The sequence below is a fragment of the Streptomyces atratus genome (assembly GCF_014648655.1).
GTDB classification, from domain to species: domain Bacteria; phylum Actinomycetota; class Actinomycetes; order Streptomycetales; family Streptomycetaceae; genus Streptomyces; species Streptomyces atratus.
Map to the genome: position 1 here is coordinate 131,835 of NZ_BMRN01000002.1, position 26,319 is coordinate 158,153.

The window sequence follows — 26,319 nt, forward strand, 5'->3', positions numbered from 1 at the left end:
CAGTGAAACCCGGTGGATGGGCCGGGTGACGAGTCGGGCCGCGCGGCATCCGGACACCGTTACGTGAAGACGGTGTGCAGGGCGCGGCCGTTGTTGTGAAGGGTATGTCATGGCGGTGACAGGAGGGAGGGCGGATGTGCGGAGGGATCGGGTGCGCGGTGCCGGGCGAACTCCGGTGCGGCGCCCGGTTGTTGCCGGGGCCCGGAGTGCCGGGTTCGGCCTGGCCCGGTGACCGGCCCGGAAAGCGGATCGGGCGGGCCCGGAACCCGGACCCGCCCCGTACCACCGCGAAGCGTCAGGCCGGCAGCCCCAACTCCCGCGCGATCAGCATCCGCTGCACCTCGCTCGTGCCCTCGCCGATCTCCAGGATCTTGGAGTCGCGCCACATCCTGGCCACCGGGTACTCGTTCATGAAGCCGTAGCCGCCGTGGATCTGGGTCGCCTCGCGGGCGTTGTCCACCGCGACCGTCGACGAGTACAGCTTCGCGATCGCGGCCTCCTTCTTGAAGGGTTCGCCGGCCACCAGGCGCGACGCCGCGTCGCGCCAGCCGATGCGGGCCATGTGGGCCCGCATCTCCATGTCCGCGATCTTGAACTGGATGGCCTGGTTGGCGCCGATCGGCCTGCCGAAGGCCTGGCGCTCCTTGGCGTACTTCACCGACTCGTCCACGCAGCCCTGGGCCAGGCCCGTGGACAGGGCGGCGATGGCGATCCGGCCCTCGTCCAGGATGCGCAGGAACTGGGCGTAGCCGCGGCCCTCCTCGCCCAGCAGGTTCGCCAGGGGCACGCGGACGTCGGAGAAGGACAGTTCGCGGGTGTCCGAGGCGTTCCAGCCGACCTTGGAGTACGGGGCGGCGACCGTGAAGCCGGGGGTGCCGGACGGCACGATGATCGAGGAGATCAGCGGGGCGCCGTTCTCCTTGTGGCCGGTCACCGCCGTGACCGTGACCAGTTCCGTGATGTCCGTACCGGAGTTGGTGATGAAGCACTTGGAGCCGTTGATCACCCACTCGCCCGTGGCCTCGTCGCGCACCGCCGTCGTGCGGGTGCCGCCCGCGTCCGAGCCGGCGTCCGGCTCGGTCAGGCCGAACGCGCCGAGCGCCTCGCCCGAGCAGAGCTTCGGCAGCCAGTGCTGCTTCTGCTCCTCCGTACCGAAGTGGTATACCGGCATCGCGCCGAGCGAGACCCCGGCCTCCAGGGTGATCGCCACGGACGAGTCGACCCGGGCCAGCTCCTCCAGGGCGATCCCGAGCGCGAGATAGTCGCCGCCCATCCCGCCGTACTCCTCCGGGAACGGCAGCCCGAACAGCCCCATCCGCCCCATCTCGCGCACGATCTCGTACGGGAACTCATGGCGCTCGTAGAAGTCGCCGATCTTCGGGGCGATCACATCGTGCGCGAACTCCTCGACGGTGCGACGCAGTTCCTCGTGCTCGGCGGTCAGCCGGTGGTCCAGGGACATGGTGGGTGTCACTCCTTGTGGGACTGTGTTTATCGAACCGAGAGCGCGCGGACGGTACGGGACGGGCTGGGTCGGCCCAGTTGTTCGGCGAGCCACACGCTGGTGGCGGTGAGCGCGTCGAGGTCGACCCCGGTTTCGATGCCGAGGCCTTCGAGCATCCACACGAGGTCTTCGGTGGCGAGATTTCCGGTCGCGCTCTTCGCATACGGGCAGCCACCGAGGCCGCCCGCGGAGGCGTCCACGGTGGTCACACCGTGCTGGAGCGCCGCGAGGGTGTTGGAGAGGGCCTGGCCGTACGTGTCGTGGAAGTGCACGCCGATGGCGTCGGTGCGCACGCCCTCCTCGTTCAGCTCGGAGAGCAGGTCCTGCACATGGCCGGGCGTGGCGACGCCGATGGTGTCGCCGAGGGAGAGTTCGTCGCAGCCGAGGTCCATCAGTGCCTTGGCCACGCGGACGACCTGGTGGACGGGGACGGGCCCCTCCCACGGGTCACCGAAGCACATCGACAGATAGCCGCGGACATGCACCTTGTCGGCCTTGGCGCGGGCGACGACGGGCTCGAACATGGCGAGCGACTCGTCGACGGTGCGGTTGAGATTGCGGGCGGCGAACGTCTCGGTCGCCGAGCCGAACACGGCGATGCGGCGGGCGCCGAGCGCCAGGGCCCGGTCCAGGCCGCGTTCGTTCGGTACGAGTACGGGCAGGGCGACGCCCTCGATGTCGTCGAGACGGGGGAACAGGTCCTCCGCGTCAGCCAGTTGGGGCACCCACTTCGGGTGCACGAAGCTGGTCGCCTCGATGCTGGTCAGGCCCGACGCGGCCAGACGGTGGATGAACTCCGCCTTCACCTCGGTCGGTACGACGGCCTTCTCGTTCTGCAGCCCGTCGCGGGCGCCGACCTCGTGGATGCGTACCCGTGGGGGCAGATCCTGGGCGGGCACGGTCATGGGCAGGGTGCGGGGTGTCATGCGTCCTCCCCGGGAGCCTCGGCGGGCGTCACCACGGCCAGGATCTGGTCCATGGCGACCGTGGCGCCGGCGGTGACATCCAGCTCGGTCACGGTCCCGGCGTGCGGGGCGGAGATGACGTGTTCCATCTTCATCGCCTCGACGACGAGCAGACTCTGACCGGCCACGACCTCGTCCCCGACCGCCACCTTCACGACGGTGACGGTCCCGGGCATGGGCGCGGCGAGCGTGTCCGCCCCGGAACGGGAGGCGCCGGCCAACGACGCCTGAACGGGATCGTGGTCCTGTACGTGCCAGGTGTCGCCGTCGCGGCCCAGCCAGGTCCCCTCCGGGGACGCGGCATGGGTGAACGTGTGGGTGACACCGGCGAGTTCGAGCGTGAGGTGATGCGGGGACAGCTCGATCAGCCTGGCCGTCTCCTTGCCGCCGGGCATCGGGGCCAGCGGGCCGCAGGCGCCCGTCGCGGGCTCCGGCGGCTGTGCGCCCTCCCCGACATGGCCGAACGTCAGCTCGGTGCCCGCCGGGCAGGAGCGCAGTGACACCTGTACCGGGTCGTGGCCCGGCAGCCGGAAGTGGCGCACCGTCCGGGCCGGGGTGCCGCCCAGCCGCCAGCCGCTCGCCACGGAGAACGGGTCCACCCAGCCGGAGCCGTCCATGGGGGAGGTGTTCGCCGGGGAGGGCTGCCGCAGCAGCGCCGCCGCCGCGTACACCTCCTCCGGCACCCCCTCCGGCACCAGCCCGGCCACCTCGCGCTCCACCAGACCGGTGTCCAGATCGCCCGCCACCACCGCCGGGTGGGCGAGCAGCCGGCGCAGGAAGCCGGCGTTCGTCGGGACGCCGAGGATCACCGTGTCCGCGAGCGCAGCACGCAGCCGGCGCAGGGCCGCGGCGCGGTCGGGGCCGTACGCGATGACCTTCGACAGCATCGGGTCGTACAGGCTGCCGACCTCGCCACCCGTGCCGAGCCCGGAGTCCGTCCGTACGCCGTTGCCCTGCGGCTCGTGCAGCGCGAGTACCGTGCCGCCGGACGGCAGGAAGCCGCGGAACGGGTCCTCCGCACAGATCCGGGCCTCGATCGCATGACCGGTGAGCTTTATGTCCTGCTGCTCGTAAGGGAGTCGCTCGCCCGCCGCGACCCTCAGCTGCCACTCCACCAGGTCCAGGCCGGTGATCAGCTCGGTGACCGGGTGTTCGACCTGGAGGCGGGTGTTCATCTCCATGAAGTAGTACGAGGCGGGGTCGTTGCCCGGGACGATGAACTCCACCGTGCCCGCGCCCACATATCCGCAACTGCGGGCCGCCTGGACGGCCGCCTCGCCCATCGCCGCCCGGGTCTCCTCGTCGAGCAGGACGGACGGCGCCTCCTCGATGATCTTCTGGTGGCGGCGCTGGAGCGAGCACTCGCGCTCACCGAGATGGACCACGTTGCCGTGGGCGTCCGCCAGCACCTGGATCTCGATGTGCCGGGGCCGGTCGATCCACCGCTCCACGAGCAGCGTGTCGTCGCCGAACGAGGCCCGTGCCTCGCGCCGGGCGGCCGCGATCTCGTCCGCGAGCAGCGCCTCGTCGCGTACCAGCCGCATGCCCTTGCCGCCGCCGCCCGCCGAGGGCTTCAGCAGTACGGGCGTACCGATCTCGCGGGCCGCGGTGTCCAGCTGGGCATCGGTGAGCCCGCTCCCGGACGAGCCCGGCACCACCGGGACCCCGGCCGCCGCGACCGTCTCCTTGGCCCGGATCTTGTCGCCCATCAGCGAGATGGCCTGGGCGGGCGGACCGATGAAGGCCAGCCCCGCCTCCGCGCACGCCCGCGCGAATCCCGCGTTCTCGGCGAGGAATCCGTACCCGGGGTGGACGGCCTGTGCGCCGGTGCGGCGGGCCGCGTCCAGCAGCGCGGGCACGCTCAGATAGCTCATCGAGGCGGGCGCGGGCCCGATCCGTACCGCCGTGTCGGCCTCCCGTACATGCCGGGCCTCCGCGTCCGCGTCGCTGAAGACGGCGACCGAGCGGACGCCGAGCTCACGCAGCGTACGGATGACACGTACCGCGATCTCACCGCGGTTGGCGACAAGAACGGTGTCGAACATCGTCATCTGTTCCTCACATCCGGAAGACGCCGAAGCCGGGCTCACCCAGCGGGGCGTTCGCACACGCGGTCAGGGCGAGCCCCAGCACCTGCCGGGTCTCCATCGGGTCGATCACGCCGTCGTCCCACAGCCGGGCCGTGGCGTAGTACGCATTGCCCTGGGTCTCGTACTGCTCGCGGATCGGGGCCTTGAAGGCCTCCTCGTCCGCCGCGCTCCAGTCGTCGCCCAGCTGGTCGCGCTTGACCGTCGCGAGGACGGACGCGGCCTGCTCGCCGCCCATGACGGAGATCTTCGCGTTGGGCCACATCCACAGGAAGCGCGGTGAGTAGGCCCGCCCGCACATCGAGTAGTTGCCCGCCCCGTACGACCCGCCGACCACGACGGTCAGCTTCGGCACACGGGTGCAGGCGACGGCCGTGACCATCTTCGCGCCGTGCTTGGCGATGCCGCCGGCCTCGTAGTCCCGTCCCACCATGAAGCCCGAGATGTTCTGCAGGAAGACCAGCGGGATGCCGCGCTGGTCGCACAGCTCGATGAAGTGGGCGCCCTTCTGGGCGGACTCGGAGAACAGGATGCCGTTGTTGGCGACGATCCCGACCGGGTGGCCGTGGATACGGGCGAAGCCGGTGATCAGTGTCGTCCCGTACTCCGCCTTGAACTCGGCGAACCGGGAGGCGTCCACCACCCGGGCGATCACCTCCCGTACGTCGTACGGCGTCCGGGAATCGACCGGGACGGCCCCGTACAGCCCGGCGGGATCGACCTTCGGCTCCTCGACCGGCTGCACCGACCACGGAAGCGCCCCGCGCTCCGGCAGCGTGGCGACGATGTTCCGCACGATCCGCAGCGCGTGCGCGTCGTCCTCGGCGAGATGGTCGGTCACCCCCGACGTACGGGAGTGCACCTCGCCGCCGCCCAGCTCCTCGGCCGTCACGACCTCGCCGGTCGCGGCCTTCACCAACGGCGGACCGCCCAGGAAGATCGTGCCCTGATTACGGACGATCACGGCCTCGTCGCTCATCGCGGGGACGTACGCCCCGCCCGCCGTGCACGAGCCGAGCACCGCCGCGATCTGCGGAATCCCGGCCCCCGACATCCGGGCCTGGTTGAAGAAGATCCGCCCGAAGTGCTCCCGGTCCGGGAAGACCTCGTCCTGCATCGGCAGGAACGCCCCGCCCGAGTCGACGAGATACAGGCAAGGGAGCCGGTTCTCCAGCGCCACTTCCTGGGCGCGGAGGTGCTTCTTCACGGTCATCGGGTAGTACGTGCCGCCCTTGACGGTCGCGTCATTGGCGACGATCACGCACTCCCGGCCGCTGACCCGGCCGATCCCGGCGATCACCCCGGCGGCCGGGGCGGCGCCCCCGTACAGCCCTTCGGCCGCCAGCGGCGCCAGCTCCAGGAAGGGCGACCCGGGGTCCAGCAACGTGTCCACCCGGTCCCGGGGCAGCAGCTTGCCGCGCGCCACATGCCGGGCGCGGGCCTTCTCACCCCCGCCGAGCCTGGCCGTGGCGAGCCGCTTGCGCAGCTCGTCGGCGAGCGCGTGATGCGCCGCCTCGTTGGCCTGCCAGGCCTCGGAGGCGGGATCGGCCGCGCTCGCCAGCACCGGTGCCTGCTGCATCGTGTCGAGCCCCCTTGCCCGTACCGCAGTGGTTAATGAGCGTTAACGTCTGACTCAAGGTTAACGACCGCTAACAGCCTTGTCCAGGCCGTTCGTCCGGTGCACGCAGTGGTTCCGGCAGGTATCGGTCACGTACGTCCCACAGAGGGCAGGGCGCGCGGTGGGCCCGGAATAATGACCCGCGCCGCTCCCCGACCCGGAGCGGCACCGGTCGAGGCCCGACGAGGGCCGTGACCGAGCGAGTTGCCTGGCGTGTGTGGTGGCTCCGGTCGTCATGGCCGGGGACGTGTAACGGCCGACGGCCGATCGGGTGGGGGAAACCAGCAGATGACGCAGCAGTCGCAGTCGCAGTCGGTGCGAGGGGCGGGCGGGGGAACGGCCGGGGGAGTGACCGAGAGGCCGCGCATCCTCGAAGTGGACGCCCTGCGCGGGTTCGCGCTCGCCGGGATCCTGGTCGTGAACGTCCTGACGACGGCCGGGCCTCCGGGTGTCAGGGGTGGGCTCACGCAGGTGCATGCGGCGGACGGGGCCGTGGAATGGCTGGTCGTTCTCCTCGCGCAGTCGAAGTTCTACCTGCTCTTCTCCTTCCTCTTCGGCTACAGCTTCACCCTTCAGATGGACTCGGCCGCCCGCGCCGGGGCACGCTTCGTACCCCGGATGTCACGGCGGCTGGCCGGCCTGTTCGTGCTCGGGCTCGCGCACGCGGTGCTGCTCTTCACCGGCGACATCCTCATGATGTACGCCCTGTGCGGACTGGTCCTGCTGGCCGCCCGGAACGCCGGGCCTGCGAAGGCCTGGCGGGCGGCGCTTTGGGTATACGGCGTCGCCGGAGGGTTCCTGCTGCTCGTCGCTCTGGGCGCCGCGCTGTTCGATCCCGGTGACCTGGGCGAATCCGCCGCAGCGAAGGCCGAGCTGACCGCCGCCTACAGGGGTGGCTTCACCGAGGTCGTCGGCGCCAACATCAGGGCTCTGCCCGAGATCGTGGCAGCCCTTCCGCTGATGGGCGGTTATGTCGTCGCCGCCTTCCTCGTGGGGTTCGTGGCCGGCCGGCGGCAGTGGCTCGGCGCAGCCGCGCTCACCGACCGGGCGCGGCTGCGCCGCATCTTTCTGACAGGTCTCGCCATCGGAGTCCCCGGGGCGGTCTTCTCCGCGGCCGGGATGGCGGGGCCGCTGCCGGAGCGCTGGGAACTGTTCGGCCTGGCAGTCGGTCTGGCCGCGGCCCCGGCGCTCTCGGCCGCGTACGCCACGGGGCTGCTGCTGTGGTTCACCACGCCGAGCGGCGCCGCGACGGCCCGGGTCCTCGCGCCCGCCGGGCGGATGGCGCTGACCAACTACCTGACCCAGTCCCTCGTCATGGCCCTCGCCTTCTCCGGGTACGGCCTGGGGCTGTACGGCCGCACGGGCGCGGCGGCGGCGGTCAGCGGGGCGCTCGTGCTCTACGCCTGCCAGCTCGCGCTCAGCGGGTGGCTGATGCGGCGCCACCGGCTCGGGCCCGTGGAGTGGCTGTTGCGCGCGCTGACGCTGTGGGCGTGGCCCCCGAAGGTGGCGGGAGGCCGCTGAACGGGGGCATCGCACAGGGCGTTGTGACCGGACGCTGCGCGGCCGCATCCGCCGGCGCGGGGCCTTCGGTGCAACAACTGGAGTTTGCTCATCCATTTGTTTGCAAAGCATTGAAGATGCATGGGGGCTTGGGTGATTTTCGGCCAAAGCTTTTAGTCATCACCTTTTGGCGGCTGGCTGGCTGGCCGACTGGTCGGCTGGCTGGGCAGGGTGCCCGCTCAATTATTTTGCTTTTCCCTTTCCTAGTGCGAACGGATGTCTTAGGGTGTGCGGGGAGCGCCGCTCGTGGTGCTCCATGGGGGAGGTGTATCTGATTTGACCACGCAGGATGCCTTGTAAACGGGTGCAGGGTCGCGCATGGTTGTCGTTGGAACGGGGGCCGGTTCCGCTCCCGGGGATCCGGCAGGGGCGCCGCTTCTGACCGGTCGTGAGCGCCAGGTTCTCGTGCTGATCGGGGCGCCGCCGGAAATCGGGTGATTGCCCGGCGGCTCGGCATTGCCGAACGTACCGTGAAGGCTCATTTGACCAGCATCATGGGGAAAGTTGGTGTGTCTTCCCGGCTGGAAGCCGCATTGTTCGCATACGCCCATCACGAGCTGATCTGCCCTGTGGGGCAATGCCCTTTGGGTCACCTCCCCAAGGTCCAATAGTGCGAAACATCGGAAGCGTTGAAGACTCCTTCTCGCCGGCCGGAAATACCGGCCAGGGCATGGTGTTTCAGGAACCGCTCCTTGAATCGTCGTGCCTCCTGGTGAGCAGGAGGAGTATTGATGCACAACAAGATGCGTATGACCGCTGCCGCGCTCACGGCGGTACTCGCGCTCGGTGTCGCGGCCCCGGCGGCGTCGGCGGCGGACACCGGCCGCTCCCGGGTTGCGTCCACCGCTTCGGCCTTACAGACGGCTCCAACCGGTGTCGCACTGACCGCCGGTGTGTCGAACGGCAGCGCGGCGACCGGCGTGAACGGCGGAGCAGCATCTCTCGGTACGCAGACCGATGTCGGCACGAAGGGCATCAGCGGCGCGGCCAAGAAACTGGTCGACAAGATAGTCAAGAGCAAGTACGGGAAGTCCGCGATCAAGGCGGCGAAGAAGGGGCGCAAGGCCTTCAAGAAGTGGGTCGACAGCCTGTCCAACTTCAACCCGCTGAAGTGGGTCATCAAGGCAGCGCCCGCCTATGTGATCGACGAGGTCATCTCGTACCTGATCAGCCATTTCTAGAACATCCGTAGGAAGATCGTGACCCCCTCCAACAAGGGAGGGGGTCACGTCCGCATTGATCCAGGAGGGTTTCGTTGTCGGAACGTCAGGAAGTGGTCGAGCGCAATTTATGGGCTGCTCCGGCACTTTTTGTTTTTGTGGCATGGGTGCTGTTCAAGATGGACGACAGCCCGTCGATGGGGAGAACCGCCTGGATCGTCTATGCGGCGGGCTGGATCCCGGTTGTCGGAATGCTCGGTCGAACCGCCGTGCAACGCAGGAATCCTGGAATCGGTGCCGTCTTCGGGGTCGGAATCCTCTTGATCATGGGCGCCGTATTCTGGGCGAACCATGGCTGATTCCCCCGCCCCGGCATGGATTCCCACGACGAGGGCGAACAGCGAACCGCTGATGCAGGCGACGGACTACGACGCAGCTACGCCGGCAAAGCGGTTGTGGACGGTGTGTCGCTGTCATTGTCCACCGGTACGGTGACCGGATTGCTCGGCGCCAACGGGGCCGGTAAGGCGAGTGGCGTTCGCCCGCGGCCGTGGTGATCTTCGTCTTCGGCGCGGGCTCGGTCACCGTGGAGTTCTCCCGGGGAGCGGCCCGCACCACGTGGCTGGCTGCCGGTTCGCGCGGCGTCGCGTTCGCCGAGAAGCTCGCGGTCGGGGCGGCGGTCGGGGCCGGGCTGGTACTTGGCTGCACCCTGTTGAGCGTGACGGTGGATGCGGTGACGCTCGGCATCCGGGGGGTGGGCCGGCCGGACTGGGCGACCGGGCTGCTGGTGTTCTGTGTGTTCGCCGCAGTTCTGGCGTGCGCCGGGGCGTACGTGTACGGGCCTCGGGACGCCCCTTGAGCGTGGAGTGCGGCGGACGCCTGCTGAACACTCCGCGTCCCTGGCGGCTGCACGTCCGCCGCAGGGGACGATGCCGGCGGTGATGCCGATCGGATGTCCACGGCGGGGTGTACACGATGTTCCGCACGGTCCGCTGCGCGTGTGCGGCATCCGCGCGGCGAGACGGTCGGTCACCCCTCGACCCGGTCAATGCGCGTTGACACGTTGCGCCGAAGTTAACGTTCGCTAACCCGACTGTCTAGAATCGAATCCATGACCACCAGGACGGACGCCCCCACTCGCCGCGAGCAGATCCTCAAGGAGGCTGCCCGCCTCTTTGCCGAGCGCGGCTTCCACGGCGTCGGCGTCGACGAGATAGGTGCCGCCGTCGGAATCAGCGGCCCCGGCCTCTACCGGCACTTTCCCGGCAAGGACGCGATGCTCGCCGAGCTGCTGGTCGGCATCAGTGAGCGACTGCTGGCGGGCGGGCAGCTGCGCGTGTCGGAGGACGCGGCCTGCCAGGACGGCTCCCCGCACGCCCTGCTCGACGCGCTCATCGAGGGCCATATCGACTTCGCCCTCGACGACCGCCCCCTGATCACCCTCCACGACCGCGAGCTGGACCGCCTCCGGGACGCCGACCGCAAGCGGGTCCGACAGCTCCAGCGGCAGTACGTCGAGGTGTGGGTGGAGGTGGTCCGCGAGCTGTATCCGGACCTGCCCGAGCACGAGGCCCGCGCCGCTGTCCATGCCGTCTTCGGCCTCCTGAACTCGACCCCGCATCTGGGCCGCCCCGACGCGCAGCCGGACCGCGCGGACACGGCGGCGCTGCTGCACCGGCTGGCGCGCGGGGCGTTCGAGGCGGCGGCCCGTCCGTAGGGCCTGTCGGCGGGTGCCCGGTGGGTGCGTCCGCGATGTCCGCCCGAATTTAAACATATGAATTGATGTGAAAGGGGTGAGGTGCTTCCTCATATTCCCTTTCATTTTCCTCGACGGCTCCGTCGGTCGGAGTGTCGCGGTGACCCGCGGGCATATGGTTTGAGTTGTCTCGCCCACGCCTGATGGGGAAATTAAATGAAAAGATGTCAGGTCTCGATCGTTGTCCCCTGTTTCAATGAGGACGAGGTGATCGAGGCATTTCACCGTGCACTGATCTCCGTCCTCGAACCGACTCGGCGGACCTTCGAGATCTGTTATGTCGACGACGGCAGCAGCGACCGGACCAGGGCCCGGATCGGCTCGCTCGCCACCGCGGACCGACGGGTCCGCTACACCTCCTTCAGCCGCAATTTCGGCAAGGAGGCCGCCATGCTCGCGGGGCTGCGCATGTCCCGCGGCGAAGCCGTCGTGCTCATGGACGCCGACCTCCAGCATCCGCCCGAACTTCTCCCCCGCATGCTGGAGTTGCGCCGACGCGGGTACGACCAGGTCGTCGCGAGGCGGGACCGGACGGGTGAAGGCGCCCTGCGCAGCTTTCTCAGCGCCGCCTACTACCGGGCCATGGGCCGGTGCATGGACGTCGAGGTCGTCGACGGCGAGGGCGACTTCAGGCTGCTGTCACGCACCGCGGTGGACGCCGTACTCGCGCTGCCCGAGACCAACCGGTTCTCCAAGGGGATCTTCTCCTGGGTCGGCTTCGACACCGTCAGCTTCACCTACCGGAACATCCAGCGTGCGGCCGGGAGTTCGAAGTGGGGCAGCAGGAATCTGCTCAACTACGGGATCGACGGACTGATCTCCTTCAACAGCCGTCCCCTGCGCCTGGCGATCCACGCCGGCCTCGCCCTCGCGCTGGCGGCACTGGGATACGCCCTGTGGATCATCGCCGACGTTGTTCTGCACGGTGTCGCCGTACCCGGCTACACCACCCTGCTGACCGCCGTCGTGGCGCTCGGCGGCATCCAGCTCGCCACGCTCGGCGTCATCGGCGAATACGTGGGACGCATCTACAGCGAGTCGAAACGCCGTCCGCATTACGTGGTGCGCGAAACGAACGAATCCCCGAATGTTCCCCCGGTCGATATTCCAGCCGATACGCCGGACGAGGTCCATGCAGCTTCGCCCGCACAAGTGGTCGAGAGGCCGATGGCGGGGCACGCCGGGGCGACCGCGCTCGGGGCCGCCAGGTCCCGCACCGTACGCCAATTCGTCATTTTCGCGATGCTCGGAACCATCAATACGGCGGTGTATCTGGCGGTGTACGCCTCGCTGAACACCTGGATTCCCTATCTGGCCGCGCATGTCGTCGGATATGCGGCCAGCATCGTGGGATCGTTCCTACTCAACTCGTACATCACCTGCCGCACGAAGCCGACCTGGCACGCCTTCGCCCGGTACCCCCTGTCGAGCATCGTCAATCTCGTTCTCACCGGCGCCCTGCTCTACCTCGGCGTCAGCAGGCTGGGCATGGACAAGAACATCGCTGCCGTGGCCGCGGGAATCCTCGCCACTCCCTTCTCGTTCCTGCTCGCCCGCTGGGCCATCGACTCCGGTGCTGCCCTGGCCCGCCAACGTGCCGTCTGACCGGGAGCCGTGCCGGACACACCACAGCTTGATCCCACACCGCCTGAACCTCTCGGCGCGCAAGACGCGAGCAACGTACGAAGGGCAGCAGCGCACATGACCGCTGACACCGCGAAAACCACTGACACACAGCAGGAGAACGAGAAGTCCCACCGACCGGAGAACCACCCCGGCTCCTCACGGCGATGGGCGACGATCTGGACGACGGCCCTCACCCTGCTGCCGCTCGCCCTGCTCGGCGCGGCCTTCTGGATCGGCCGCCTGGTCCGCCCGGGCGGGGACGACTGGTGCTTCCTCCCGGTCGTACGCGACGAGGGCGCCTCCGGAATGATCGCGAAATTCTTCCTCCACGACAACGGACGTGTCGCCAACGCACTGCTGGTCGTCGCGTACGGGGCGTACGGCGTCGCGGGGCAACGATGGTTCGCCCTGGTCAGCGGGGTGCTCATGCTGGGCATCCTCTGGCTGCTGACCGCCTCGGCGCTCAAGAGGGCCGGGCTGACCGGGCCGCGCGGACTCGCGCTGCTGGTGGCGGCGATGATGGCGGCGGTCTTCCTTCTCGCGACGTCCAACACGTACAAGACGTTCTACTGGCCCGCCTCCTCCGTTTCGCACACCCTCGCACCGGTCCTGGCCTGCGCCGCCGTGATCCCTCTGCTGCGCGCACGGACCGGGTGGGGACGAGCCTTCGCGCTGGGCACCGCATACGTGGGCGGGGTCTTCATCGGCACACTGTCGGAGGAGACGTCGGTCGTCGTGCTCGTCGTGCTCGCCGCTCTCCTGGTGATCAGCTGCTGGGCCCTTCCCGGTTCCGGCCGGACCCTTGCGCGTATCTGGTGCGTGGTCGCCTTCGCCGGGGTCGCGGTCGGGGCGATCATCCTGTACGTGTCGCCCGGCGCACGCGCCCGGCGTGAGCGGTTCGGCGCCGACACCACCTCCGTGTTCGGCCCGGAGACGCTGACGGTGGCGCTGCGGGCGTTCGGGGAGATCCTGGGGACGATCTTCACGACCTGGCAGTATCTGGGAGCGGTCGCCGTCGGCGTACTGCTGGGACTGATGGTGCGCGGTGGTGAGCAGGGACCGGGCGGGCCCCTGCGGCGCAGGCCCCTCCGCGTGGTCCTCGTCGGATTGCTCGCCTTCCTGGTCTCCGGGTACCTCTGCACCGTCGTCGCCTACCCGGCCTTCGGGCAGAGCGTGGTGAGGGCGCCGCGCATCTGGGGCGATTTCCTCCTGCTGTACGTGATGCTCCTGGTCGCCGTCGGCGCCCTGCTGGGACGGGTGCTGCGCAATCGCCGGTGGGGGATCAGTGCGCTGACGTCGGTGGCCGCCGGAGCCGCGTGTGCTGCGGCCTGCGTCGGTCTTGCCGTCCCGTTGTCCCAGCTGGAACCGAAGATGGACGTGCGCGCCCAGCGCTGGGACCGCCAGGACCGGTGGCTGAAGGCCCAGGCGGCGCGCGGCACCCAGGTGCTTCCGTACACACCGGTGTCGGTCAGCGGGATGGTGGAGCCGTTCGGCGATCAGGGCCGGAAGGTGTGGCCGGGGCAGTGCGTCGCCAAGTACTACCACCTCAAGAAGGTCACGTACTCGACCCGGCTTCCCTGAGCGGCCGGCGGGCCGGTCCGTGCGTTTCGCCGAGCAGCCGGCCCGTCCGTCGTGCAAGACACCCGGCACACTGTGCACACCTGACGGCACAATGGGTTCATGCCGATACCCAGCCGTGCCGCCCTCGTCGAACACCTCGTCCGTACGCGCATCGCCGGAGACGTCGCCACACCCCGCGACAACAACCTCTCCCACTACCGCAAGCTCGCCAACGGCGACCGCCACTACTGGCTGGGCCTGGAGCTCGGGGACCGGTGGCGCGACGAGCAGGACGTGCTGGCCGTGATGGCCGAGCGCTGCGGGGTCAGCGACGACCCGGAGCACCGGTTCGGGCAGGACACCATCGACCCGGAGCTGACGGTCGACGCCCTGGAGCGGATGGCGGCACGGCTGCGGAAGGCGGCGGCGGGGGCGCAGCGGGTGCTGTTCGCGACCGGGCACCCGGGCGGGCTCCTCGATGTGCACCGGCAGACCGCACAGGCGCTGCGGGCGGCCGGCTGCGAGATCGTACGGATTCCCTCGGGGCTGGTGGCCGACGAGGGCATGGTGTTCCAGTTCGCGGACGTCGCGGTGCAGGAGCGCGGCGCGACGCTCTGGCACACGCACTCGCCCGCCCCGATGGCCGCGATCCTGGACGGTCTGGAGCGGGAGGGCCGGCCGCTGCCGGACCTGGTGGTCGCCGACCACGGGTGGGCGGGGTGCGCGGCACAGCGCGGACTGGACGCGGTGGGGTACGCGGACTGCAACGACCCGGCGTTGTTCCTCGGCGAGGCGGAGGGGACGCTCCAGGTGGCCGTACCACTGGACGACCATGTGCTGGACCCGCGTTTCTACGACCCGCTGACGGACTATCTGCTGGACGCGGCGGGGCTGATCTGAGGCCGACTCGTCCAACGCCGGTTGATCGGGCGCCGGCTGATCCGGCGCCCGATGCTCAGGGGGGAAGCGTCAGTCCCGGGGGACGCGGACCACGCCCTCCTGGATGACCGTGATCGCCAGCCGGCCGTCCTGCGTGTAGATACGGGCCTGACCGAGCCCGCGCCCACCGGACGCGGACGGCGACTCCTGGTCGTACAGCAGCCATTCGTCGGCCCGGAAGGGACGGTGGAACCACATCGCGTGGTCCAGGCTCGCCCCGACCACGTCGCCGACCGTCCAGCCGCCGCGCCCATGGGCGAGGAGCACCGAGTCGAGCAACGTCATGTCGGAGACGTACGTCGCCATGCAGAGATGCAGCAGCGGGTCGTCCGCGAGCTTGCCGTTGGTGCGGAACCACACCTGGGAGCGGGGCTCGCGCGGTTCGCCGACCGTGCCGAAGGGCGGCGCGTCCACATACCGCAGGTCGACCGCGTCCCGCGCCTCGATCAGCCGGTCCACGACACCCGGATCGCTGAAGCGGTCCGCGTACCGGGGCAGCATCTGCGCGGCCGTGGGCAGCGTCTCTGGGTCCGGGGCGGGCGGCATGTCCGCCTGGTGCTCCAGGCCCTCCTCGTACGTCTGGAAGGACGCCGAGAGATGGAAGATCGGCTGGCCGTGCTGGACGGCGACGACCCGGCGGGTGGTGAAGGAACGGCCGTCACGGATGCGGTCGACGCTGTAGACGATCGGCGCGCCCGGGTCGCCCATCCGCAGGAAGTACGAGTGCAGGGAGTGGGCGGTGCGGTCGGCCGGGACGGTACGGCCTGCGGCGACCAGGGCCTGGGCCGCGACCTGGCCGCCGAAGACGCGGGGCACGACCGCCGAACGGCTCGTACCCCGGAAGATGTCCCGCTCGATCTGCTCCAGGTCGAGCAGATCGAGCAGGGAGTCAAGTGCTGAGCTCATGGAGGGAACGTAACCGCTCTTACAGGCCCATGGACTTGGCGATGATCGACTTCATGACCTCGCTGGTACCGCCGTAGATGCGGTTGACCCGGTTGTCCGCGTACAGGCGGGCGATCGGGTACTCGTTCATGTAGCCGTAGCCGCCGTGCAGCTGGAGGCAGCGGTCGATGACGCGGTGCGCGACCTCGGTGCAGAAGAGCTTCGCGGAGGCGGCCTCGGCGGCGGTCAGCTCACCGGCGTCGTGGGCCTCGATGGCGCGGTCGCAGACGGCCTCGGCGGCGTCCACCTCGGCCTGGCAGGCGGCCAGCTCGAACTTGGTGTTCTGGAAGGACGCGACGGTCTTGCCGAAGACGGTGCGCTCCGAGACGTAACTCTGGGCGAACCGGACGGCGGCCTTGGCCTGGGCGTACGCGCCGACGGCGATGCCGAGGCGCTCCTGCGGCAGGTTCTGGCCGAGGTAGGAGAAGCCCTTGTTCTCCTCGCCGAGGAGGTCCTCGACCGGCACCTTGACGTCGACGAAGGCCAGCTCGGCGGTGTCGGAGGTGCGCAGGCCCAGCTTGTCGAGCTTGCGGCCGACCGAGTAGCCCTCGGCCTTGGTGTCGACGACGAGGAGGGAGATACCGAAACGGCGGTCGTCCTCCTTCGGGGCGGCGGTACGGGCGCAGACGATGACCCGGTCGGCGTGGACGCCACCGGTGATGAACGTCTTGGCGCCGTTGAGGATGTAGTGCGTGCCGTCCTCGGAGAGCTTGGCGGTGGTCTTCATGCCGGCCAGGTCGGAACCCGTGCCCGGCTCGGTCATGGCGATGGCGTACATCGTCTTGCCGGTGACGAAGTCCGGCAGCCAGCGCTTCTTCTGCTCCTCGGTGGCGTACGCCTTGATGTACGGCAGGCAGAGCAGGACGTGCACACCGGAGCCACCGAAGTTGACGGCCGCGCGGGCGCACTCCTCGGAGATGATCGCCTCGAACTTGAAGGACTCGACCCCGGCGCCGCCGAACTCCTCCGGCACCTCGATGCCGAATATGCCCAGCTCCGCGAGCTTGTAGTAGAAGTCGCGGGGCACCTGGCCGGCCGCGAACCACTCGTCGTAGACGGGGGCGACCTCGGCCTCGATGAAGGCGCGGATGGTCTCCCGGAACGCCTCGTGGTCCTCGTTGAATACCGTACGGCGCACGGGGGTGCCTCCTTGGTCAGCTTCGGGCGGGATTCGGCCGGGACTGGCTAAGCGCTTGCTCAGTCCTGGTCAAAAGTTACCCGGCAGTCACCGAAGCTGTCCAGGGTGATGCTGAGCACGCCCGCGCGGAGCGTCCGGCAGCGGACGCGCGAGAGCCCTTCCCGGCCGCCGGCCGGGAAGGGCTCTCGCGCTGTCTGCGTTCCCTACTGCGGCTTGAAGGAGCGGATCTGGTAGCTCCCCTGGAGGTTGCCGCCGCTTCCGGCGGGGGTGGATCCGACGCGGGCGTTGTAGTTGGTCTGCGTGTAGTACTGAACGCGGTGCCCGGTCGCGTTCCACACGGAGCGCACGTTCTGGCCCCGCTGGATGAAGGAGCAGTCGTCGGCGGTATTCGCCCGCTTCTTGTCCGACCACTGGCAGCGGGTGCCGCCTCCGTTCCAGTCGCTGTAGATACAGAAGTAGCCGGGACTGCAGCTGTAGGAAGCCCTGGCGCTCTCGACGGCGGCGTTCGTGCTGGTGCTCTTCACGGCGGCGTTCTCGGCGGCCCCGGCGGCGGCGGGCCCGGCGCCGAGCCCCAGGGTCATGGCGATCGAGGTGACGGCGAGCGCGGTGACGCGGTTCATGACGGAAACCTCTTCTCCTGACGGTGATCAAGGCTCTGCCCCTGATCACCGGCAGCCTGGCACGGCTGTGACCTGCGCAGACAGGCGCGGATGCGGGGCGCTCGAAGCCCACATCGGGGGCCGCGGTGCTCCGCTGTACACCGGCGCGCATGCGTGCCCGGCGAGATCAACCGCGGACGCCCCACGCCCTCCCGGCGCACGCACCGTAGGGTGACCCCTTTTGGGGGTGGATCATGTTCAAAGGCGTACGCACCGTGATGGTTTTCGCGGACAGTCCTGAGGCTTCGGCGCGGTGGTACGGCGAACTGCTCGATGTCCCGGTGCAGGTCGATGTCAGTGATACGGGCGCGGTCTATGCCTGGGTGGAGATCGGCGGGGTCGAGCTCGGCTTCCACCCGGCCGATGACGCGCGCAACCCGAGAGGCGGCAGTCCGGTCGTGTACTGGAGCGTGGACGACGTCGACGCAGTCCGGGAGCTACTGCTGGCCGCGGGCTGCGAGCACCACCGCGGGCCCCTGACGATCGAACCGGGTCGGCGCATCGCGCAACTCCGCGACCCGTTAGGCACGATCATCGGCATCGACGGCAAGTAGGCGATGTGCAGGGTGGATGTGCTGAGTGGTGGCGCGGTCAGGCTGCGAACTCGCCGCTCTTGACCGCTGCGATGAACGAGGACCAGCCGGCTGCCGGGAAGACGAGGGCGGGGCCGTGCGGAGCCTTGGAGTCGCTGCCGCGGGTCAGGGTCGGCTCGCGGGCACGGTGTCCTTCGTCACCAATATGTTGCCGGACCAGCAGAGCCGGTAGAGGTCGACCTCGTGCAACAGGTCGCGGCCGGAACGGTAGAACTCGCAACGGGCGCCGGGCGGCTGGGGTGCGGAACGGGCGTGGTCGGGCGGGTAGGGGTAGGCGTGGGCCGGCAGCAGAGGGGTGAGTTCGGCGCGCGGCCGGCCGGTGGTCAGCTCGTCGAACCGGGAGGGCGGCAGCACGCTCGTCGTCAGTTGCCAGGCCAGGTAGACGGCGGCGGGCACGAAGAAGGCGGCTGCGACGACAGGCGCCACGAAGGCGGCGACGGAGCGGCGGCGGGCGGCGCTCCGTACGGAGGCGAGCCGCTTGGCGGACTCCGGTGCGATGGTATCCGTGTCCGGGGCCGGGTGGAGAGCAGTTCCGGATGGCAACGCGGACTCGGTGTGCCGCCCGCGGGTTCTGGCCTGTGTTCCGGGCGCCGTCCCGGGTTCCGGCTCCGGTCTCCCCGGACGGGCCGTGGTCGTGTGCGGGAGGACGGCGGTGACGCGGAATCCGCCCTGATACGGGCCGGTCCACAAGGAGCCGCCGAGAACCGTCACCCGCTCCCGAAGCCCCGTCAGGCCCCGGCGGCCGACGCCGACCGTCGGGCCTTCGGTCGCGTGCGCCGACCCGTCAGTCGGCGGAGCGGCGTTCACGACGCTCACGCGGGTACGGGCGGCCTCGTGTGTGATCTGCACCCGGATCGCACTGCCCGGCGCGTGCTTCACCGCGTTGGTGAGAGCCTCCTGCACCGCCCGGTACATTCCCCGTTCGATCAAGGAGGGCAGTGCGGGCATCGCCCCGCGCCGCTCCCAGCGCACCGGAACCCCGGAGGCGACCGCCCGTCCGAGAAGGTCCTCGAGGGTGTCGGTGACGGACAGACCCGCGCCCGGTTCCGTTCCGGTCGGGTCGTGCAGGACTGCGACGGTCTCCCGCAGTTGCTCCACGGCGTCCGCGATCGTCCCGCGCAACTCGGCGAGGTCGGTGCGGTCGCGGTTGGTGAGGTCGGGGGAGAGTTCCAGGGCCCCGGCACGCAGGGCGACCAGGCTCAGAGCGTGCCCGAGAGAGTCGTGCATGTCGGCCGCGATGTCCGCGCGTTCGGTCAGCCGCGCCCGCTCCGCGACCAGGTGCTGCCGCTCTTCCAGGCTCCGGGCCAGCCGCCAGCCCTCCCGTACGAGTTCGCGTCGGCCACGCCAGTGCCGTCCGGCCAACCAGGGCAGCAGGAGGGCGGCGGGCAGCACGGTCAGCGCGTAGAACCACCACACGGCCTGCGTCCGCAGCACCGCGCACGTCACGAGGTCGGCCGCGAGGCACCCGGCGAGCACCAGGAGCGGGCGCCGTGCCGCGACGACCCGGGCGCCCAGCAGACAGCTCAGGACGGCAAGCGACAGGACGTGGGCGTTGCCGGGGGTCGCGGAGTCGGCCAGGCCCAGCGCGCACAGCCCGTTGGCCAGGACGACCGCGGGCCCCGGCTGACGGCGGGACAGCGGTACGGCCAACGCCAGGACGGCCAACGGCAGGTACAGGTCCAGGGCCGGCGAGGCGGCTGCGCCCGCATCCCGGAATCCGTAGCCGGTGGCGGCAGCGAGCACGCCCCACAGCACCACATCGCCGCACACGGATCTGACCGGGGGTATGCGTGTGTGCGGCATGGCGTGTCGACCGTCCTTCCGGTGAATGTCCTCACCTGCCCGGGTCGATTCTGCGGGACGGGGCCGGACGCCCTGCGAGGGGGCACGGCAAGAACGTCCGGGCCGGTTCCGACGCGGGGTCAGGCGTCCCGGCGGCGCAGCACGTACAGGCCGATCAGGTGCGCGGTCGCGGCCCACGCCGCCACGATCAGGACCGCCGTCGCCGGCCCGTACGGGGCCTCGGCGCCGAGGCGCATGAAGTGGTCTCCGGCTCCGTGCGGCAGATGGTCGTTGACGTCCGCGAGCGTCGGGCCGCCGAGCCCCAGGAGCACGCTCGGCAATGCCCACAAGAGGGTGACGAGGATGGAGAGCGTGCCGGCCGGGTGGCGCGCGGCGAACGCCACCCCGACAGTCAGCACGGCGACCAGCGCCTGGTAGAGACCGACCGCGAGGACCTGCAAGAGGGTCGGGCCGGCCCCGAAGGAGGCCCGTCCGTCGAACGCCACCCAGGCCACCGCCGTCCCCACGACGGCGAACGTGGTGCCGGCGACGAACGCGACCACGGCCGCCACCAATGCCTTCGCCGCCTGGACCCGATGCCGCTGGGGCACCGACAGCAGGGAAGCCCGCACGCTGCCCGTCGAGTATTCGGAGGTGACCGCGACCGTGGCCAGGACGACGACGGCGAACTGGACGAGGACGGCGGAGGAGGCCGCCGCGTTCCCGACGGGCTGGACCGGATGCTCGTTGATACGGGCGATCGAGGCGTAGTAGTAGGTGAAGACACCGGTGATCGCAAGGCCCGCCAGAAGGCAGAGCCAGGGGGCTCGGACGGACCACAGTTTGGTCCATTCCGAGGCGGTCGCCCCGGCGAAGCCACCGGGTGCGCCCCGGTCGGGAGCGTCGGGGACGGCCCGCGACCGGTCCGTCCGCCTGACGGGTGTCGTCGGGGTGGTCACTGTCGGCCTCCTTCGTTCGGCGCTGCGCCCGCGGCGGTCGTGTCCGTGCTGCTGCCGCCCGTCGTGTACTCGACGCTGCGTGCGGTCAGGTCCATGTACGCCTGCTCCAGCGAGACCCGGACGTCGCTCAGTTGGTGCAACCGGACTCGGCAGTGGTGGGCCAGGTCGCCGATCTCGGCGGCGGTGCGACCCTCGACGGTGAGTTCGCCGGACGCGGACGTCTCGACACTCACCCCGTCGGCCGTCATCAGGCGACGGACCAGCGTTGCTCTTTCCTCGGGGTCGGGCACCACGGCGCGCGCCGACGCGGAAGAGGCGGCGGCGAGGAACTCCGTCATGGATGTGTCGCTCAGCAGCCGACCACGGCCGATGACGACGAGATGGTCGGCCGTCAGCTGCATCTCGCTCATCAGGTGGCTGGAGAGGAATACGGTGCGTCCTTCCGCCGCCTGGTCACGGACGAGCCGGCGGATCCACCGCACGCCGTCCGGGTCGAGGCCGTTGACCGGCTCGTCCAGGACGAGCACCGGCGGATCGCCGAGCAGGGCGCCCGCCACCCCGAGTCGCCCGCTCATGCCGAGCGAGTACGTGCCCGCCGGCCGGCGGGCCGCCTTGGTCAGGCCCACCTTCTCCAGCACCTCGTCCACGCGGCGTACCGGGATGCCGTTGGCCCGGGCCTGGGCGACGAGGTGCGTGCGGCCGGAACGGGCGGGGTGGACGGCCCGGGCGTCCAGCATCGCGCCGACCGAGCACAGCGGCCTGCGCAGGTCCGCGTAGGGCCGGCCGGCGATCAGGGCCCGCCCGCGCGAAGGATGGTCCAGGCCCAGAATCATGCGCATCGTGGTGGACTTCCCGGCCCCGTTGGGGCCGAGGAAGCCGGTCACGCGGCCGGCCCGGACATCGAATGTCAGCTCGTCCACGGCGAGGGTGTCGCCGTAGCGTTTGGTGAGTCCTCGGACGGTGATCACGGAGTTCCTTCGTGTCGGTCGCGGACCGCGGAATGCAGCTCGCGGAAGTCGACGGCGGCGCACACCGACGCGTGGTGGGCCCAGGGCGGCCGCCTCGTTTCCCGTACGGAAGCGACGCTAGGAGTCCGCGGCGCCGGCGCCCATTGGTCGAACGGCATCGGCGTCCTGCCCTTCGTCGGGGGTGCGCCCCGACCCGGGGCGGATCTGTGGGGCTTGCCATCCGCTCGGTGGTGCGCCGGCCGTAGGCTCGCCGCGTGAAAGAGACGACACCCGGCAGCCGGCCGGTCCGGGTCCTGGTGGCCGACGATGAGGCGATGGTCCGGGCGGGGGTGCGGGCCATCCTGGCCAGGGACACGCACGTCGAGGTGGTCGCCGAGGCGAGTGACGGGCACGAGGCCATCGCGCTCACCCGCCGGTATCGGCCGGACGTGGTCCTGTTGGACATCCAGATGCCCGGCCTGGACGGGCTGACGGCAGTGGCGCGGCTCCACCGGGAGCTGACGGCCGTCGGTGTGATCATGCTGACGACCTTCGGCCAGGACGAGTACGTCACCCGCGCCCTGGAGGAGGGTGCCGACGGCTTCCTGCTGAAGGCGGACGACCCGAGGGAACTGCTCAACGGGGTACGGGCAGTGGGAGCCGGCGGAGCCTACCTGTCCCCGCGTGTCGCCGGCCGGGTCATCGCCGGGCTGCGCGCGCACCGGGCGGCACATCCTCACCGCTCGTTGGAGCGGCTCACGGAGCGGGAACGCGAGGTGCTGGCCGGACTCGGGGCGGGGTTGTCCAACGCGGAGATCGCGAGCCGGCTGCACCTGGTCGAGGGCACGGTGAAGGCGCACGTCAGCGCGGTGCTGGCGAAGCTGGGCGCGCGCAACCGGGTGGAAGCGGCCATTGCCGCGTACGAGGCCGGCCTGGTCCCGCCACGCTGTGGCTGACCTGGTGTCAGCGTTCCGCCACGTGCCGATTCAGTCCTCGGCCACAGAAACGCCGAGCACCTGGGGTGGCGCGGCAGCGCCCGCCGGCCTGTCGTCACACCTCAACGACATTCCGCCCCGCCGAGGTACCCGGTTCAGCCTCGGCGGCGTGCAGCGGGATCACGCTGGGCGACGTTCCGGGCGACCGCGTCGGCTCCGGGGCGGGCGTATCGCTCCAGGGAGCGGACGGAGGCGTGGCGGGAGCGGGCCAGCAGCATCGGGAGTCGTCGCGCATCTCCTGAAGTCCCCTCAGGGGCACCAGTTCTGCGCACTCGCGAACCGGCGCGGGCGCCTCCCCGGAGGCCGCATCAGGCGTTTGCAGTCACCGATGGACGCTGTTCACCGCTGCCGCAGCGCGAACCACAGTTCCGTCCGTACGTCCATGTCGTCCAGGTCCGCGTCCAGCAGCGTCGCGCAGCGGGCGATGCGTTGGCGGACCGTGTTGCGGTGGACCTGGAGAGCTGTTGCCGTGCGGTCCCAGCTGCCGTGCAGGCTCAGCCAGCACCGCAGGGTCTCGGCCAGCGGCTCGGTGAGCGGGGCGAGGAGGGCGCGGGCGTGGGCCTCCGCCTGGTCGGGAGGGATCAGGGCGGCCAGGCCGGTTCCGGTGTCGGTGTGGTGGTGGGCCAGCGGGGTGCGGGTGGCCACGGCTCGGCCCAGGGCGCGGGACGCCTGGCCGTCGGCGAGGTCGAGGGCCGTGATGGGTGCGGGGGCGGAGGCGCCGAGCGTCCAGCCGGGCTGCGGGGTGATCCGGTCGCCGCCGGGGATCAGCACCCTGACGGCGTCGCCGCCCCGGCCCGCGTCGACCAGGGCCGAGCCCAGAGCGGCGCCCAGTGCGCCGGCGGTCAGCGGGTCGACCGGGCCGTCGCCGCTGCGGCGCGCGTACACCACCGTCCACTGCTCGGTGCCACCGAGCAGCGGGGCGACCTCCTCCGGGTCCGCGCCCAGCAGCATCCGTACGAGCGCGGCCGACCGGCCCGCCGCGTCGGCGCCCTGGTGCGGGGCGGCCAGCAGGGAGAGCAGGACGACCGCGACCCCGGCGATCGTGTGGTCGCCCGCCTCGCGCCGGTCGCTCGCCAGCGCCAGGACGAGGCCCTGGCCGCCGCCCAGTGCGTACGCGGACAGGTGCGCGTCCCGCAGCGTGTCGGTCGCGGACGTCGGGGCGGGGCGCGTCACGGCGGAGACCACCCGGGTGAGCCGGGTCAGCGCCGCCCCGATGTCGGGGGCCGGACGGCGGCCCGCCGCGTGCAGCTCCTCGCCGTCCGCGGAGAGCAGCACCGCCCGGCCCTCCAGCTGGGCCGCCAGCTGGTGCAGCACCGCGGGGATCGGATCGGGCCGGGCCGCCGCCGTGGCCAGGGCCTGCTGAGCGCGGGTCACCCGGCGCAGCTCGCGGTGCCGGGCCTCGGCCATCAGCCGCCACACCGCCCGGGCGATCGCCGTGAACGGGGTCTCGGGCGGCACTTCCACGAGCGGCAGGCCATGCCGGTCGCACGCCTCGATCAGTGCCTGCGGCACCGTGTCGAACACCGGCGTCACCCCGAAACCGAGCGCCGCCGCCCCCGCCTCCACCAGCCGGGCCACATAGGCGTCCGGGTCCTTGAGCAGCACCCCGGCGCTCAGCAGCAGCTCACCGCCGAGCAGATACGGGTACGGGTCGGCCATCTCCGAGGTGTGCACCCACAGCAGATCCGCCTCGGCCGGACCCGCGATCCGGTGCAGCCCGAGCTCCTCGCGGGCGAGCAGCTCGGTGAGCGGGATCGGGGGAGTGGGTGGAGTGGAGGGAGAGGGAGGAGAGGGCGGGGTGGGCGGGGTGAGCCCGGCCGAGGCTTCAGGCATGGACGGTCCATCCATCGATGACTTCAATTATGGATGAAACGTACACTTCAGCGTTGCTTGCGGGCCACCTACCGTCTTCACCACATACGACGTGCGCACATGACTGAAACGGAGGAAGCCCATGGCTGTCGACTACGCGGTGATCATCGTCTATCTGGCCGGCATGCTCGCCATGGGCTGGTGGGGCATGCGCCGCGCCAAGTCCAAGAGCGAATTCCTGGTGGCGGGTCGCCGCCTCGGCCCCTGGATGTACTCCGGCACGATGGCGGCCATCGTCCTCGGCGGCGCCTCCACCATCGGCGGCGTCGGCCTCGGGTACCAGTACGGACTCTCCGGCGCCTGGATGGTCTTCACCATCGGCCTCGGACTGCTCGCCCTGTCCGTCTTCTTCTCGGCGCGCATCGCCCGGCTCAAGGTCTACACCGTCTCCGAGATGCTCGACCTGCGCTACGGCGGCCGGGCCGGGCTCATCTCCGGTGTCGTCATGTGGGCGTACACGCTGATGCTCGCGGTCACCTCGACCATCGCGTACGCCACCATCTTCGACGTCCTGTTCGACATGAACCGGACCGTCGCGATCATCCTCGGCGGCGCCATCGTCGTCGCGTACTCGACGCTCGGCGGCATGTGGTCGATCACGCTCACCGACATGGTGCAGTTCGTCGTCAAGACCATCGGTGTGCTGCTGCTCCTGCTCCCCATCGCGGTGATCAAGGCGGGTGGCTTCAGCGAGATGAAGGCCAAGCTGCCCACCGAGTACTTCGACCCGCTGGGCATCGGCGGCGAGACGATCTTCACGTACGTGCTGATCTACACCTTCGGCATGCTGATCGGCCAGGACATCTGGCAGCGGGTGTTCACCGCGAAGAGCGACCGGACGGCGCGCTGGGGCGGCACGGTCGCCGGTACGTACTGTCTCGTGTACGCGATCGCCGGCGCCGTCATCGGCACCGCCGCCAAGGTCATGTACCCGAAGCTGCCCAGCGCGGACGCCGCGTTCGCCACCATCGTCAAGGACGAACTGCCCGTCGGTGTACGAGGGCTGGTCCTGGCCGCCGCACTGGCCGCGGTGATGTCCACGTCCTCCGGTGCGCTGATCGCCTGCGCCACCGTCGCCAACAACGACATCTGGTCCCGACTGCGGGGTGTGGTGTCGCGGGGCGGCGGTGAGGAGCACGACGAGGTGAAGGGCAACCGGGCCTTCATCCTCATCATGGGTGTCGCCGTCATCGCCATCGCCATCGCGCTCAACAACGTGGTCGAGGCCCTGACCGTCGCGTACAACCTGCTCGTCGGCGGACTGCTGGTACCGATCCTGGGCGGTCTGCTGTGGCGTCGGGGCACGGCGGCCGGTGCGCTGGCCTCGGTGGCCGTCGGCGGCCTCGCGGTGATCGGCCTGATGGCGTCGTACGGAATCCTCGCCAACGAACCGGTCTACTACGGCCTGCTGTCCTCGCTCGTGGTGTACGTGGTCGTCTCGCTGGCCACGAAGCCGACCGACGCGGCCGTGCTGGCCGCCTGGCGCGAGCGGCTGGCGGGGCGGGGCGGCGAGACCATGGAGACCGCCCCGGAGCCGGTCACCGCGTAAAGCGTTGTCCGCAGGCGCCAAACGGGCTTGATTTCGAATATCGTACGAACGCCCACAAAGCGTGCAGCACCCCGCGTCACCACGCGTCACCACGCATCGCAACAA

The 26,319-nt window shown here is 70.3% G+C and carries 23 protein-coding genes and 1 pseudogene; 12 read left to right on the forward strand and 12 right to left on the reverse strand.

Features of this window, described 5'->3' with window-relative positions; all coding sequences use genetic code 11:
• Positions 1-295: 295 nt before the first annotated feature.
• Genes IEZ15_RS03620 through IEZ15_RS03635 form a run of 4 tightly spaced genes read right to left on the reverse strand, consistent with a single transcriptional unit; the run spans position 296 to position 6,135 of the window.
• Positions 296-1,462 carry an acyl-CoA dehydrogenase family protein gene (locus tag IEZ15_RS03620; protein ID WP_189274179.1) on the reverse strand — a complete coding sequence of 389 codons (1,167 nt, stop codon included), beginning with the start codon at positions 1,460-1,462 and terminating at the stop codon, positions 296-298.
• A 29-nt stretch (positions 1,463-1,491) separates the two neighbouring features.
• Positions 1,492-2,430 carry a hydroxymethylglutaryl-CoA lyase gene (locus IEZ15_RS03625; protein ID WP_189274181.1) on the reverse strand — a complete coding sequence of 313 codons (939 nt, stop codon included), beginning with the start codon at positions 2,428-2,430 and terminating at the stop codon, positions 1,492-1,494.
• Entirely contained in the window at positions 2,427-4,514 is a 2,088-nt protein-coding gene (locus tag IEZ15_RS03630; RefSeq protein ID WP_189274674.1) for an acetyl-CoA carboxylase biotin carboxylase subunit, read from the reverse strand. The genes IEZ15_RS03625 and IEZ15_RS03630 overlap by 4 nt, the downstream gene beginning before the upstream one ends.
• 13 nt (positions 4,515-4,527) lie before the next feature.
• Positions 4,528-6,135 (reverse strand): carboxyl transferase domain-containing protein, encoded by a 1,608-nt coding sequence (locus IEZ15_RS03635; RefSeq protein WP_189274183.1) that lies wholly within the window; start codon positions 6,133-6,135, stop codon positions 4,528-4,530.
• Between the two features lie 327 nt (positions 6,136-6,462).
• Between IEZ15_RS03635 and IEZ15_RS03640 the strand changes: the two genes are divergently transcribed.
• From IEZ15_RS03640 to IEZ15_RS03680, 9 genes are all read left to right on the forward strand, one after another.
• Entirely contained in the window at positions 6,463-7,695 is a 1,233-nt protein-coding gene (locus IEZ15_RS03640; protein WP_189274185.1) for a DUF418 domain-containing protein, read from the forward strand.
• A gap of 509 nt (positions 7,696-8,204) precedes the next feature.
• The gene (locus IEZ15_RS44440) at positions 8,205-8,345 is read left to right on the forward strand and encodes a hypothetical protein (RefSeq protein ID WP_229845746.1); all 141 of its coding nucleotides are present in this window, start codon (positions 8,205-8,207) and stop codon (positions 8,343-8,345) included.
• Between the two features lie 120 nt (positions 8,346-8,465).
• On the forward strand, positions 8,466-8,915 hold the full coding sequence (locus IEZ15_RS03650; protein WP_189274187.1) for a hypothetical protein: 450 nt from the start codon (positions 8,466-8,468) through the stop codon (positions 8,913-8,915).
• 74 nt (positions 8,916-8,989) lie between these two features.
• Positions 8,990-9,253, forward strand: a complete 264-nt coding sequence (locus tag IEZ15_RS03655; protein ID WP_189274189.1) for a hypothetical protein — start codon at positions 8,990-8,992, stop codon at positions 9,251-9,253.
• 191 nt (positions 9,254-9,444) lie between these two features.
• Positions 9,445-9,753, forward strand: a complete 309-nt coding sequence (locus tag IEZ15_RS03660) for a hypothetical protein (RefSeq protein WP_189274191.1) — start codon at positions 9,445-9,447, stop codon at positions 9,751-9,753.
• A 252-nt stretch (positions 9,754-10,005) separates the two neighbouring features.
• Positions 10,006-10,611: an SACE_7040 family transcriptional regulator gene (locus IEZ15_RS03665; RefSeq protein WP_189274193.1), complete on the forward strand. Its 606-nt coding sequence runs from the start codon at positions 10,006-10,008 to the stop codon at positions 10,609-10,611.
• Positions 10,612-10,806: 195 nt separating this feature from the next.
• Entirely contained in the window at positions 10,807-12,255 is a 1,449-nt protein-coding gene (locus IEZ15_RS03670) for a glycosyltransferase (protein ID WP_189274195.1), read from the forward strand.
• A gap of 96 nt (positions 12,256-12,351) precedes the next feature.
• The gene (locus IEZ15_RS03675) at positions 12,352-13,857 is read left to right on the forward strand and encodes a DUF6056 family protein (RefSeq protein WP_189274197.1); all 1,506 of its coding nucleotides are present in this window, start codon (positions 12,352-12,354) and stop codon (positions 13,855-13,857) included.
• Between the two features lie 99 nt (positions 13,858-13,956).
• A complete protein-coding gene (locus IEZ15_RS03680) occupies positions 13,957-14,736 on the forward strand; it encodes a phosphatase (RefSeq protein ID WP_189274199.1) in 780 nt (259 codons plus the stop codon).
• 69 nt (positions 14,737-14,805) lie between these two features.
• Here the strand turns inward: IEZ15_RS03680 and tesB are convergent, their stop codons facing one another.
• From tesB to IEZ15_RS03695, 3 genes are all read right to left on the reverse strand, one after another.
• Positions 14,806-15,681 carry an acyl-CoA thioesterase II gene (tesB, locus tag IEZ15_RS03685; protein WP_189274201.1) on the reverse strand — a complete coding sequence of 292 codons (876 nt, stop codon included), beginning with the start codon at positions 15,679-15,681 and terminating at the stop codon, positions 14,806-14,808.
• 19 nt (positions 15,682-15,700) lie between these two features.
• Positions 15,701-16,858: an acyl-CoA dehydrogenase family protein gene (locus IEZ15_RS03690; protein ID WP_093900406.1), complete on the reverse strand. Its 1,158-nt coding sequence runs from the start codon at positions 16,856-16,858 to the stop codon at positions 15,701-15,703.
• Positions 16,859-17,061: 203 nt separating this feature from the next.
• Positions 17,062-17,478, reverse strand: coding sequence for a peptidase inhibitor family I36 protein (locus tag IEZ15_RS03695; protein WP_114244629.1), 417 nt, complete (start codon positions 17,476-17,478; stop codon positions 17,062-17,064).
• Between the two features lie 233 nt (positions 17,479-17,711).
• Here IEZ15_RS03695 and IEZ15_RS03700 point away from each other — a divergent pair, with 233 nt between their 5' ends.
• A complete protein-coding gene (locus IEZ15_RS03700) occupies positions 17,712-18,071 on the forward strand; it encodes a VOC family protein (RefSeq protein ID WP_189274203.1) in 360 nt (119 codons plus the stop codon).
• Positions 18,072-18,108: 37 nt separating this feature from the next.
• Here IEZ15_RS03700 and IEZ15_RS44445 read toward each other — a convergent pair.
• From IEZ15_RS44445 to IEZ15_RS03720, 4 genes and pseudogenes are all read right to left on the reverse strand, one after another.
• A pseudogene (locus IEZ15_RS44445) lies at positions 18,109-18,204 on the reverse strand (DUF397 domain-containing protein); the annotation flags it as partial.
• A gap of 11 nt (positions 18,205-18,215) precedes the next feature.
• Entirely contained in the window at positions 18,216-19,913 is a 1,698-nt protein-coding gene (locus IEZ15_RS03710; RefSeq protein ID WP_189274206.1) for a sensor histidine kinase, read from the reverse strand.
• A gap of 119 nt (positions 19,914-20,032) precedes the next feature.
• Positions 20,033-20,851 (reverse strand): ABC transporter permease, encoded by an 819-nt coding sequence (locus IEZ15_RS03715; RefSeq protein WP_189274208.1) that lies wholly within the window; start codon positions 20,849-20,851, stop codon positions 20,033-20,035.
• Positions 20,848-21,819, reverse strand: coding sequence for an ATP-binding cassette domain-containing protein (locus IEZ15_RS03720; protein WP_189274210.1), 972 nt, complete (start codon positions 21,817-21,819; stop codon positions 20,848-20,850). The genes IEZ15_RS03715 and IEZ15_RS03720 overlap by 4 nt, the downstream gene beginning before the upstream one ends.
• A gap of 254 nt (positions 21,820-22,073) precedes the next feature.
• On the opposite strand from IEZ15_RS03720, the gene IEZ15_RS03725 reads away from it, so the two are divergent.
• Complete coding sequence (locus IEZ15_RS03725; RefSeq protein WP_189274212.1) at positions 22,074-22,754, forward strand: response regulator; 681 nt, start codon at positions 22,074-22,076, stop codon at positions 22,752-22,754.
• 378 nt (positions 22,755-23,132) lie between these two features.
• On the opposite strand, the gene IEZ15_RS03730 is transcribed toward IEZ15_RS03725, so the two are convergent.
• A complete protein-coding gene (locus IEZ15_RS03730) occupies positions 23,133-24,641 on the reverse strand; it encodes a PucR family transcriptional regulator ligand-binding domain-containing protein (protein WP_189274215.1) in 1,509 nt (502 codons plus the stop codon).
• A 106-nt stretch (positions 24,642-24,747) separates the two neighbouring features.
• Here IEZ15_RS03730 and IEZ15_RS03735 point away from each other — a divergent pair, with 106 nt between their 5' ends.
• Complete coding sequence (locus IEZ15_RS03735) at positions 24,748-26,214, forward strand: sodium:solute symporter family protein (RefSeq protein ID WP_114244620.1); 1,467 nt, start codon at positions 24,748-24,750, stop codon at positions 26,212-26,214.
• The last annotated feature ends 105 nt before the right edge of the window (positions 26,215-26,319 follow it).